This window comes from Vicinamibacterales bacterium (assembly GCA_036496585.1).
Lineage (GTDB): Bacteria > Acidobacteriota > Vicinamibacteria > Vicinamibacterales > 2-12-FULL-66-21 > JAICSD01.
This window is the reverse complement of sequence record DASXLB010000066.1, coordinates 50,378-61,784: the sequence shown is the minus strand read 5'-3', so window position 1 is coordinate 61,784 and position 11,407 is coordinate 50,378. Positions and strand designations below refer to the sequence as shown.

General features: G+C 67.7%; 9 protein-coding genes. 4 read left to right on the top strand and 5 right to left on the bottom strand.

The window, feature by feature from the left end; translation table 11 throughout:
* Nucleotides 1-91: 91 nt before the first annotated feature.
* Together VGI12_19075 and VGI12_19070 are read left to right on the top strand one after the other, a co-directional pair.
* The gene (locus VGI12_19075; protein HEY2434783.1) at nt 92-1,381 is read left to right on the top strand and encodes an efflux RND transporter periplasmic adaptor subunit; all 1,290 of its coding nucleotides are present in this window, start codon (nt 92-94) and stop codon (nt 1,379-1,381) included.
* Nucleotides 1,378-4,485, top strand: coding sequence for an efflux RND transporter permease subunit (locus tag VGI12_19070; protein ID HEY2434782.1), 3,108 nt, complete (start codon nt 1,378-1,380; stop codon nt 4,483-4,485). Before VGI12_19075 ends, VGI12_19070 begins: the two co-directional genes overlap by 4 nt.
* Nucleotides 4,486-4,510: 25 nt before the next feature.
* Here the strand turns inward: VGI12_19070 and VGI12_19065 are convergent, their stop codons facing one another.
* The 3 genes from VGI12_19065 to VGI12_19055 are packed head-to-tail and all read right to left on the bottom strand — an operon-like array spanning nt 4,511 to nt 7,064.
* Nucleotides 4,511-4,948, bottom strand: coding sequence for a nucleoside 2-deoxyribosyltransferase (locus VGI12_19065; protein HEY2434781.1), 438 nt, complete (start codon nt 4,946-4,948; stop codon nt 4,511-4,513).
* Between the two features lies 1 nt (nt 4,949).
* Entirely contained in the window at nt 4,950-5,387 is a 438-nt protein-coding gene (gene dut / locus VGI12_19060; protein HEY2434780.1) for a dUTP diphosphatase, read from the bottom strand.
* Between the two features lie 57 nt (nt 5,388-5,444).
* A complete protein-coding gene (locus VGI12_19055) occupies nt 5,445-7,064 on the bottom strand; it encodes a hypothetical protein (GenBank protein HEY2434779.1) in 1,620 nt (539 codons plus the stop codon).
* Between the two features lie 74 nt (nt 7,065-7,138).
* Here VGI12_19055 and VGI12_19050 point away from each other — a divergent pair, with 74 nt between their 5' ends.
* The gene (locus VGI12_19050) at nt 7,139-7,708 is read left to right on the top strand and encodes a hypothetical protein (GenBank protein HEY2434778.1); all 570 of its coding nucleotides are present in this window, start codon (nt 7,139-7,141) and stop codon (nt 7,706-7,708) included.
* Between the two features lie 46 nt (nt 7,709-7,754).
* On the top strand, nt 7,755-8,378 hold the full coding sequence (gene udk / locus VGI12_19045; GenBank protein HEY2434777.1) for a uridine kinase: 624 nt from the start codon (nt 7,755-7,757) through the stop codon (nt 8,376-8,378).
* Nucleotides 8,379-8,396: 18 nt separating this feature from the next.
* On the opposite strand, the gene VGI12_19040 is transcribed toward udk, so the two are convergent.
* A complete protein-coding gene (locus VGI12_19040) occupies nt 8,397-10,808 on the bottom strand; it encodes an ABC transporter permease (GenBank protein HEY2434776.1) in 2,412 nt (803 codons plus the stop codon).
* A 236-nt stretch (nt 10,809-11,044) separates the two neighbouring features.
* Nucleotides 11,045-11,365 carry a helix-turn-helix transcriptional regulator gene (locus tag VGI12_19035; GenBank protein HEY2434775.1) on the bottom strand — a complete coding sequence of 107 codons (321 nt, stop codon included), beginning with the start codon at nt 11,363-11,365 and terminating at the stop codon, nt 11,045-11,047.
* Nucleotides 11,366-11,407: the final 42 nt, after the last annotated feature.

Sequence of the window (11,407 nt, the reverse complement as noted above, 5' to 3'; positions counted from 1 at the left end):
TGCGGCCAGGGGGGATGCCTCCAGCGCTGCAGGAGGAGCCGGTGGATCGGGCGGTGGAGGAGGCCGCGGCGGACGGGGAACGGGCGGTCCGGTGCCCGTCGTCACCGCCTTCGTCACCAAGCAGGCGATTCCGGTCACCATTCCTGCGGTCGGCACGGCCGAAGCGCTGCAAACGGTCCAGGTGCGCGCGCAGGTCACCGGCCAGCTCAGCGACGTGCGCTTCACGGAAGGGCAGGAGGTCAAGAAGGGCCAGGAGCTCTTCACCCTCGACCCGCGTCCGTTCGAGGCGGCGCTCGCCCAGGCGCAGGCGGTGCTGACGCGCGACACCGCCACGGCCAACAACGCCGAGCGTCAGCGCGCCAACTACGAGGACCTCTACAAGCGCCAGCTCATCTCGCGCGATCAGTATGAAACGCAGATCGCGCAGGCGGACTCCGCCAAGGCGACGATCGAAGCGGACAAAGCGGCCGTCGAGACGGCGCGCCTCAACCTGCAGTACACGCACATCACCGCGCCGATTGGTGGCCGGACGGGCTCGCTCGGCGTCCATCAGGGGGACTTGATTCGCGCCAACGACACCAGCCCGATGGTGGTGATCAATCAGCTGGCGCCGATCTACGTCACTTTCGCGGTGCCCGGGCGGTATCTCACCGACATCCGCCGGTATCAGGCGCAGAAAGCGCTGACGGTGCGCGCGCAGGGACAGGTGGCGCTGCCGCCCGGCGCGCAGCCGCCTCCGCCGCCGGTGCTCGGCAGTCTGGAGGCGCAGCCGCCACAGGGCCAGCCCCCATCACCGACCGGAACGGACCAGCAGCCGGGAGCTGCCTCCGGTGGACGGCGCGGCGACGCGCAGGCCGCGGCGGCGGACGCGTCCGCCGGCATTTCGGCGGCCCCGGCCGAAGCGGGCCACGTCACCTTCATCGACAACGCCGTCGACAACACGACGGGGACCATCAAGCTGAAGGCGACGTTCGAGAACGCCGATCACGGGCTCTGGCCTGGACAGTTCCTGACGGTCACGCTGGATCTCACGACCGAGAACGACGCGATCGTCGTACCGGCGGCGGCGGTGCAGCCGTCGCAGGCGGGTCAATACGTCTACGTCGTCAAGCCGGATAAATCCGTCGAGGCGCGCAACGTCGTCATCGTCCGCCAGCAGGGGGAGCAGATCGTCATCGCGCAGGGATTGACGCCGGGCGAGCAGGTCGTGACCGAAGGCCAGCTCCGGCTGATTCCCGGCTCGCACGTCACGACGGGCGCGTCCAGTGGCCCGACCGAAGGACAGGGTGGAGGCAACGGCCGCAAGGGCGGCGACGGAACTGGCGGAGGTCGCGAGGGCGGCAAAGGCAAGCGTGGCGGTGGAAATGGAAAGCCATCATGAACGTAGCTGCAGTCTTCATCAAACGCCCCGTCGCGACGACGCTGCTCGTCCTGAGCATTCTCATCTTCGGCGTGATGGGGTATCAGCTGCTGCCGGTCGCCGATCTGCCGACGATCGACTACCCGACGATCCAGGTGAACGCCGGCCTGCCGGGCGCCAATCCCGACACCATTGCTTCGGCCGTGGCGACGCCGCTCGAGAAGCAGTTCTCGACGATTGCCGGCATCACCTCGATCAGCTCGAGCAGCCGTCAGGGCAGCACCAGCATCACGCTGACGTTCGATCTGGACCGCAACATCGACGCCGCCGCGCAAGACGTGCAGACGATGATCGCGCGCAGCGCCCGCAGCCTGCCGCCGGGCATGCCGTCGCCGCCGTCCTACAACAAGAGCAATCCGTCCGACTCGCCGGTGCTGTTCCTCACCTTGAGCTCGGCGACGCTGCCGCTGGCGCAGGTCGATCGCTATGCGGAGAACACGCTGGCGCAGCGCCTGTCGATGGTCACCGGTGTGGCCCAGGTCTCCGTGTACGGGGCGCAGAAGTATGCCGTGCGCATCGACATCGATCCGACGCAGCTGGCGGCGCGGCACATCGGCATCGACCAGGTGGCCAACGCGATCAGCGGCGCCAACGTGAATCGGCCGACCGGCACGCTCTTCGGGCCGAACCGCAACTTCGTCGTGCAGTCGAGCGGCCAGCTCGTGTCGGCCGAGCAGTACCGGCCGATCGTGATCGCCTACAGCAACGGCAACCCGGTCCGCCTCGAGGAAGTCGCCAACGTCTACGACGGCGTCGAGAATCCGCGCAACGGCAGCTGGTACAACGGCAACCTGACGGTCTACCTCGGCGTCCAGCGCCAGCCCGGCACCAATACGGTCGAAGTCGTCGACCGCGTCAAGGCGCTCATCCCCGAGCTGCAGGCGATGCTGCCGCCGTCGGTGCAGCTCGGCATCCGCAGCGATCGATCCGTGCCGATCCGCGAGTCGGTCGACGACGTCAAGTTCACGCTGGTGCTGACCGTCGTGCTCGTCGTGCTGGTCATCTTCCTCTTCTTGCGCAACTTCTCGGCGACGGTGATCCCCAGCCTGGCGCTGCCGTTCTCGATTGTCGGCACGTTCGCGGTGATGTGGGCGCTGAACTACAGCCTCGACAACCTCTCTCTGATGGCGCTCACGCTCTCGGTCGGCTTCGTCGTCGACGACGCCATCGTCATGCTCGAGAACATCGTCAGGCACATGGAGATGGGCAAGCCGCGCATGCAGGCGGCGTTCGACGGCTCGAAGGAGATCTCCTTCACCATCGTCTCGATGACGATCTCGCTCGCCGCGGTGTTCATCCCCATCCTCTTCATGGGCGGCATCGTCGGCCGGCTGATGCACGAGTTCGCGGTGACGATCGCCGCATCGATCCTGGTATCGGGCGTCGTCTCGCTGTCGCTGACCCCGATGCTCTGCAGCCGGTTCCTCAAGCCGCTGCATTCGATGCACCACGGCCGGATGTACAACGCCGTCGAGAAGACCTTCGACGCGTGGCTGCACGGCTATGCCTGGACGCTGCGTCAGACGATCCGCTTCAAGGGCACGACGATGGTGGTCTCCGGGGCGCTGCTCGCCGGCACGGTCTACCTCTTCATGGTGATCCCGAAAGGGTTCATCCCCAACGTCGACACCGGCCAGATCAGCGGCTCGGTCGAAATGGCGCAGGGGATCGGCTACGACATCCAGGTGCAGCACATGCAGGATCTGATGCGGATCCTGCAGCAGGATTCGAACATCATGGCGTTCACCGCCGACGCCGGCGGCGGCCGCCTGAACATGGATCTCAAGCCGCGCGACCAGCGCTCGCTGTCCGCCGATCAGGTGATCGAGGAGCTGCGTCCCAAGCTGAACCGCGTGCCCGGCACGCGAGTCACCCTCCAGAATCCGCCGGCCATCCGCATCGGCGGCGGTCCGGGCCGCGGCGCCGGCGGCTACCAGATCGCCCTCCAGGATCCTGACACCGACGAGCTGTACCGCGTCGCTCCGGATTTCGAGCAGCGTCTGCGGGACATGCCGCAGCTGCAGGACGTCACCTCCGACCTGCAGTTGAAGACGCCGCAGCTCAACGTCGATCTCGATCGCGAGCAGATCGCCGCGCTCGGCCTCACCGTCGATCAGGTGCAGTCGGCGCTCTCGTCGTCGTACAGCGCCCTGCAGATCTCCCAGATCTACGCGCCTGACGACGAGTACCAGGTCATCATGCAGGTGGCCCCCCAATACCAGCGCAACCCGGCCGCGCTGTCGATGCTGTACGTGCAGAGCTCGCTGACTCAGAAGCTGATCCCGTTGTCGGCGGTGGTGACGACGCGCCAGACCGTCGGGCCGCAGCAGATCAATCACATCGGCCAGCTGCCGTCGGTGACGATCACCTTCAACACGCGCCCGGGCGTGGCGCTCGGCGACGCGCTGGCGGCCGTCCAGGAGATGTCGCGTCAGACGCTGCCGGCCTCGGTGCAGGCGACGCCGCAAGGGACCGCGCAGGCCTTCCAGGACTCGATGCGCGGCCTCGGCTGGATTCTCGCGCTGGCGATCTTCGTCATCTACGTCGTCCTCGGCATCCTCTACGAGAGCTTCATCCACCCGCTGACGATTCTCTCGGGTCTGCCGTCAGCCGGCTTCGGCGCGCTGCTGACGCTGCTCATCTTCAAGGCCGACCTCGACATCTACGCCTTCGTCGGCATCATCATGCTGGTCGGTCTCGTCAAGAAGAACGGCATCATGATGGTCGACTTCGCCGTGGAAGCCAGGCGCGAGCGCGAGGTCACCGCCGCCGATGCAATCTACGAGGCGTGTCTCGTCCGCTTCCGACCGATCATGATGACGACGATGGCGGCGCTGATGGGCACGCTGCCGATCGCGCTTGGCCTCGGCGCTGGCGCCGAGGCGCGCCGCCCGCTCGGCCTCGCCGTCGTCGGCGGCCTGCTCGTGTCGCAGACGCTCACGCTCTACGTCACGCCCGTCTTCTACATCTACATGGAGCTGATCCAGGCGTGGATGAAGCGGCGCAAGACAGCCGACCTGACCGACGCGCCGCTGCACGGCCACGAGACCGCAGCCGCGAAGTAGCGCGGGCCTTCTCGTCCCGGACGCTTCAGGCCGGGCCGGACAAGTACTCGGCAACCCGGTCGATCAAATCGGCCGGGTTGTCGTATTTCAGGACCGTGCAGCGCGGGTGCGTGTTGCCATGGACGAGCCGCGAGATCTGATTGGCGCGATCGGCACGATAGAGCAGCAACACGCGCTGCACCGTTCGATCGCTGCGGCCAAGGACGTAGCCGACCTCGAAGCCAACCCCGTAGCTCGAGCCCGACGCGTCGGCGATCAGCACGTCGCACGATTCCAACCACGCAATGTCGCGTTCGTACACCGCGCGTTCGGTGAGCGCCGCCTCCGCGGCGTCGACGCCGTCCTCGAGCAGATGCGCGGTCAGCACCGTGTGGCCGATGGCGTCGAGCGCGGTGACGAGCGTGCGCAACGCCGCGACGGCGCCGCGGTCGCCGCGGACCGTGCAGGCCAGGTAGATGCGCATCTTACCCACCGGTGGCGCCAAAGCCGCCGCGCGAGCCGGGGCGCGGCGCGTCGGCGGTCTCCTGCCACTCGGCGCGCGCGATCGGTAGCAACACCCCCTGCGCGATGCGGTCGCCGCGCGCCACGGTGACGGGCGCGGCCGTGAAGTTCAGAACCTGGATCCGGATCTCGTCCGCCGGACCGCAGTAGTCCTCGTCGACGACGCCGACGCCGTTGGCGACCATCAGTCCGCGCTTCAGCGGAGTGCTGCTGCGCGCGAACACGCCGAGAAGGTGCCCACGCGGTACTTCTATGACGAGGCCGGTCGGCACCAGCACGACCCCGCCAGGCGGTACCGTGACGTCTTCGCTGGCCGCCAGATCGAATCCCGCGGCGCCGGCCGTCTCGTACCTGGGGAGCGGCACGTCGGCACGCAGGCGGTGAATGCGAACGCTGATCATCGCGACACTGTAGCGCAGGCGGCGGCTGTCGGGCAGGCCTCGATGCCTGGCTGGACGTCAGCGTTTCAGGCGATACAGCCGCACGTCGTCGGCCCCGATGCCGAGCAACTCGAAATCGCTTCGTGCGTCGAGCAGCGGCACCACTTCCTGGTGGTCGCGGCGGAACGCCGCCGGGTGGACGACGACGTGCGTGACGCCGGCGTCCTTCATCGCCTTGATGGCCCACTCCTGCGGGAAGTACCAGAACGCGTTCGCGTACTGATGGTAGGTGTCCGGCGTATAGCCGCTGTAGCCGTTCATCAGCGGCCGCCAGTGCGCGGTCGAATTCAGCACGTAGGAGCCGTTGAGGAAGACCGCCCAGGGCGGGTAGAACGGCTGCTCGGCCACGACCACGGGGCCCGGCTCGTCACGCAGCAGCGCGTACACGGAAGGGATCCCGGCGAACGGCTGATAGGTGAACGGCGCCCTCAGCGCTTCGGCGTTGACGAGCACGATCAGCGCGATGGCGACCGCCGGGCGCCGGATGCCCGCCGCACCGTAGCCGGCGAGAATCGCCATGCCGAGCAGGAACAGATTGCCGAAACGCGCCGCGGCGCGCAGCCCCTGCATCGGCGGAAACACGTGATACAGCCAGCCGTAGAAGGGCGTGGCGGTACCGAGCGCGAGCACCGCCCCGGCGGCGGCGAAGGCGCCCACGCCGACGATCCGCCATCGCGAGACGCCCGATTCGTGGCGCCTGAGGAGCGCCATGGCGGCGAGCACGATTAGCGTGAAGCCGGGGAAAAAGCTGTCGACCGGATCCTTGAAGAACCGTCCGCTCCAGGTCGAAAAGTGGATCCGTCCGGCCGAGGCGAGGAACCCGCGCGGCGTCGCCGAATACTCCTTCACCAGATCGAGGCTGCGCAGCATGTGCTGCTCGGTCGCGGCCCGGTGATAAGGGAGGTAGATCGGCACGAGGACGAGCGCCGACAACGCCAGGGCGGCCGCGGTGCGCGGGCCGACGAACCGCCATTGCGGCCGCCACACCGGCAGCGTCGCGACGCCGAAGATCGCCAGCATCACCGCGGCGAAGACGATGAGATAGCCCGATGTGTAGGCCGCCAGGGCCAGCCCGCCGACGAGCGCGGCCCCGGCCTTCCACGAACCCTCGCGCAGCAGTGTGTCGGCCGCGAGGAGCACGAGCGGGAGCGAATAGATGTGGATGCCCTGGATGTGCGGGAGCCTCGTCAGCGTGTGCGTATTGAATGCGAATGCCGAACCCGCCAGGAGCCCGGCGAAGAAGCTGCCGGTCCAGCTCTCGACGAGCAGGAACGTGGCAAAAGCGGTCAGCGCAAACCCCGCGATCAGGACGAGGTTGTAGACGAGAACGGGCGACCCGCCGCTCCACGCGATCGGCGCGCCGAGCAGCGCCGGCACGATGAGCGGTTCCGAGAACGCCAGCGCGTCGTGGGCCGGATAGAAAATATTGGCCTCAAAGAGGTGCAGGGGAGCGCGCGGCAGCTCGTGCTCGACCCAGGCGAGGATCCACTCGTTCAGTTGAGTGTCGGCGTTGTCGTTGCGGGAATAGCGGCCGGGGTGCATCGCCAGCGGCCAGGTATGGATCAGCGCAAGCAGCACGCAGACGGCAAGGGCCCTGGTGCGGCGCTCGGATGTCATCGGCGCGAGATTATCGCTCATCCGGCGCCATTTTCCGACGCCGCGCCGCTGGCGGATGAATTGCAATGTCGTCTCCAGAATCGGAGGTCGGATCCATGCTGAAGAGTTTCGCAGCCGCGTGTCTGGCGGCCATTGTCACCGTTCCGATGGCGGCACAGTCCAACATGGCGCAGCCGGAGAAGTTCACCGCGTTCGCCGTCGATACGAGCACCATGACGCCGCGGGCGGGCACGGCGCAGGTCGATATCACCATCAACCGCTGGTCGACCGACGCCGATCGCACCGGCTTGATCGAGATCCTGCGCAGCAAGGGACAGGATGCGCTGCTCGAGGCGTTGCAGAAGATGCCGGTCGTCGGCTTCATCAACACGCCAGGCTCGCTGCGCTACGATCTGCACTTCGCGCGGCAGATTCCGCAGCCGGAAGGCGGCCGGCGGATCGTCCTCGGCACCGATCGCTACATCGGGTCCTGGGAAGCGGCCAACCATCCCCGGACCGTGGACTACCCATTCACGGTCATCGAGCTGCAGCTCGACAAGAACGGCCTCGGCAAAGGATGGGCGTCGATCTACACCAAGGTCACCGCGACCGAGAGCGGCAACGTCGAGCTCGAGAACTTCACGAACGAGCCGGTCATGCTCAACGAGGTGCATCCGGTGAAGTAGCGAAGCGACAGGGGGTGGCTGGTGTCGGGCGGGATACACTTCAGCCGTGCATCCGCTCGTCATCGGCGTCGCCGGAGGCTCGGGCTCGGGCAAGACGACCGTCGTTCGCAAGATTCTCGACGCGCTGGGCGATGCCCGGGTGCCCGTGCTCGAGCACGATCGCTACTACCGCGACCGTAACGACCTCCGCCTCGAAGAGCGCGCCGCGCTGAACTACGACCACCCCGATTCACTCGAGACCGATCTGCTCGTCCGTGACGTCAACGAGCTTCGAGCCGGACGGGTCGTGCAGGTGCCGGTCTACGATTTCGCCCGTCATGCGCGTAAAGACGAGACGGAGACAATCGCGCCGGCACGCGCGATGATCGTCGAAGGGATTCTGATTTACACGGATCCGGAGTTGCGAAAGCTGATGGACGTGAAGGTGTTCGTCGATACCGACGACGACACACGATTCATCCGCCGCTTGCGCCGCGATATCGCCGAGCGCGGCCGGACGGTGGAGTCGGTCATCGACCAATACCTCGGCACCGTCAAGCCGATGCATCTCGAGTTCGTCGAGCCCAGCAAGCGCTACGCCGACATCATCATTCCGCAGGGGGGACACAACCCCGTCGCCGTCGACATGCTCCTGCGGCTGATCCGGGGCCTCGCGACCGACATCCGCTGACGCCCTCCCCTCGCGCCTTTATTCCGCGCGCAGCGCGACCATCGGGTCGATAGCCGCCGCCCGCCGCGCGGGAATGTAGCCCGCCAGCAGCGCCGCCGCCATGAGCACGCCCGCAAACGCCGCGAAGACCTTCGCGTCGCTCGTCGCGATGCCCAGCAGCGCCGTTTCCATGACCCGCGCCAACGCCAGCGACAATGCGAATCCGATCGCCGTCCCGACCACCGTGAGCCTGAACGCCTGCCCGATCGTCAGCCGCACGACGTCGCCGCCGGTGGCGCCGAGCGCCATCCGCAGCCCGATCTCGTGACGGCGCTGCGCCACGAAATAGGCGATCACGGCATAAAGCCCGACCGCCGCCAGAATCAGCGCGAGGATCGCGAAGGTGGCCATGATCGACGCGAGGTACTGGAGGCCGATCGTCCGCTCGTGCAGCTGCCGCCGCATCGTCATCATGTCGAACACGGGCTGGTCGGGATCGACGCGGAGCAGCGCGGCGCGGACGCCGGCCGCGGCGCTCGTCGGATCGCCCGCCGTGCGCACCACGACGCCAAAATAATCGGACGGCGCCTGCGCGATCGGCCGGTAGATCGTCGGCGCGTTGCGGCGCATGAACCAGTCCTGAATGACGTCGCCGCAGATGCCGACCACGGTCACCCAGTCCTTGCCGCCGATCTTGACGCGTCGGCCGATGGGATCCTCATCCGGCCAGTACTTGCGCGCCATCGACTCGCTGACGACCACGACCGGTGCGGTGTCCTCGCGATCCGCGTCAGTCACGCCGCGCCCGCGCTGGATGGGGATTCGCATCACACCGAGGTAGCCGGAAGTGACGAGGCGGTTGTCGGCCGACGGCGGGTTCTTCGGATCCGCCGGGGGATGGCCGTCGATCTCGATCGTCCGGGACGAGTTGCCGCCTGTCGCCGGCAGGTTGTTCGCGATCGACGCCCGTTCGACGCCCGCCACCGTCGACACTTCCTGGACGGCGCGCTCGATGAAACGCCGCCGCGTCGCGTCGTCGGGATACTTGCGCTCGGGCAGGACCAGCTTCATCGTCAAGAGACCATCGGGGTCATAACCCTGCGGGCCGTTGAGGAACCGGTTCGTGCCGAGCACGCCGAGCCCCGCCGTCACCAGCAGCGGCAGCGCGATCGCGATCTCGGCAACCACGATGGCGCGTCGCAGGAACTGACGGCCGGTGGCGCTGCGGCCGCCCTCCTTCAGCGTTTCGGCGACGCGCGACCGCGCCGCCTGGAACGCCGGCAGGATCCCGAAAATGCAGGCGGTCAGGAACGCCAGCGCCAGCGTAAAGGCGAGCAGCCGGAAGTCGGGGCCCAGCGATTCGAAGCCCGGCACGAACCGGATGATGTTCGCCGGCATCGCGATGCGCATCAGGTACAGCCCCGCCCATGCGAAGCCCATCGCCGGCGGGACGGCCACGCAGGCGAGGAGCACGCTCTCGGTCAGGAGTTCGCGGACGATGCGGCCGCGGCTGGCGCCCAGCGCGAGGCGGACGGCGACGTCACGGCGGCGCTCGGCGGCGCGCGCCAGCAGCAGGTTGGCGATGTTGGCGCAGGCGATGAGCAGCACGACGAACGCCGACGCCTGCCACATCGAGAGAATCGATCCGGTTCCTTCGTCGAGCATGCCCTGCGACAGCGTGTAGACGTGCACGCCGTGATCGCGATTGGCGTCGGGATACTGCTGTGCGAGACGGACCGCGAGCACGTTCATCTGCGACGTTGCCTCTTCGAACGTCCGGCCCGGCGCGAGGTGGCCGACCACGGTGAGGAATCGCGCGTCGCGCCGCGGCGCCGTCTTCGGATCGAACGCGAGCGGCGCCCACAGCGACGAGCCATCAGGGAACTGGAAGCGCGGCGGCGCGATGCCGATCACGGTGTAGGGCTGGCCGTCGATTGTGATGCTGCGTCCGACGATTGACGGATCGCCGTCGAACCGCCGCTTCCACAAGGCGTCGCTCAGCACGACGACGTAGTGGCGGCCGAAGGTTTCGTCGTCCTTGACGAAGCCGCGTCCGAGCGCCGGATGCACGCCGAGCGCGTCGAAGTAGTCGGCCGAAACCAGGTACCCCTGGACACGCTCCGGGTCGTTCTTCTCGAGCAGGTTGGCGTCCCACCAGGCCATGGCGGTGAGCGCGGTCAGGGAATCGGCTTGCGCGCGCCAGTCGAGGAAGTTGGCGGGCGACGTCGTCTCCTTCTTGAAGTCGAGCCCGGGCCCGGTTTCACTGACCATCACGACCCGGTCGGGATCAGCGAACGGGAATGGCCGCAGCACCAGGCGATCGATCACGTTGAAGATCGCGGCGTTGGCGCCCAGGCCGAGCGCCAGCGTGCCGGCAACGGTGAGGGTGAGCAGCGGCCGCTTGCGCAGGCCGCGCCAGCCGTAGCGGATGTCGTTCAGAAGGGTGGTCATCAGTCGGTCTCCAGCGCGGGTGGGACGGTCTCGGGTCGGGGCGCGGCGAAATGCCGCATGGGCCGCGATGCCGGCGGCCTGCCGCCAGCACCAGGTCGGGCCGCGCGTCGCGCATTCCTCCTCGAGGTCGCCGAGGATCATGTCGCGCTCGTCTGCGCTCGGGACGGTGAGCGCGAGCAGCCAGTCGGTCAGCCTCGGAGATCGAGGCCCGCGCGCGCCGCGCGAGCGAAGGTGGCTCACAGAATCGACTCCAGGCCGTTCCAGAGGCGCTGCAGCGCGAGCCGGGATTCCCTGAGTGCGCGGACGGCGGACGGCGTGACGGTGAAATACCGCCGGGCGCGGCCGCCGCGCTCGGCCAGGGGTTCGCCGAGCCGCGACCGCAGGCAGCCTTTCGATTCGAGCCGATCGAGCGCCGTGTAGAGCGCGCCGCGCGCGACCCGCCGACCCGCCTGCCGCTCGATTTGATCGAGGATAGGAACGGCATACGCCTGGTCGCCGAGCCGGAGCACCGCCAGCAGCACAATCTGTTCGAGCTCGCCCAGATAGACGTCAGGCATATGACTGCATTGTAGTCAAAATACGCGAAACGCCCCGCGCCA

What these genes read in the sequence shown, in the direction of transcription:
- VGI12_19035 (HEY2434775.1), bottom strand. Translation starts at nt 11,365, where the DNA reads ATGCCTGACGTCTATCTGGGCGAGCTCGAACAGATTGTGCTGCTGGCG.
- VGI12_19040 (HEY2434776.1), bottom strand. Translation starts at nt 10,808, where the DNA reads ATGACCACCCTTCTGAACGACATCCGCTACGGCTGGCGCGGCCTGCGC.
- VGI12_19055 (HEY2434779.1), bottom strand. Translation starts at nt 7,064, where the DNA reads ATGAGCGATAATCTCGCGCCGATGACATCCGAGCGCCGCACCAGGGCC.
- VGI12_19070 (HEY2434782.1), top strand. Translation starts at nt 1,378, where the DNA reads ATGAACGTAGCTGCAGTCTTCATCAAACGCCCCGTCGCGACGACGCTG.
- dut (HEY2434780.1), bottom strand. Translation starts at nt 5,387, where the DNA reads ATGATCAGCGTTCGCATTCACCGCCTGCGTGCCGACGTGCCGCTCCCC.
- VGI12_19065 (HEY2434781.1), bottom strand. Translation starts at nt 4,948, where the DNA reads ATGCGCATCTACCTGGCCTGCACGGTCCGCGGCGACCGCGGCGCCGTC.
- VGI12_19050 (HEY2434778.1), top strand. Translation starts at nt 7,139, where the DNA reads ATGCTGAAGAGTTTCGCAGCCGCGTGTCTGGCGGCCATTGTCACCGTT.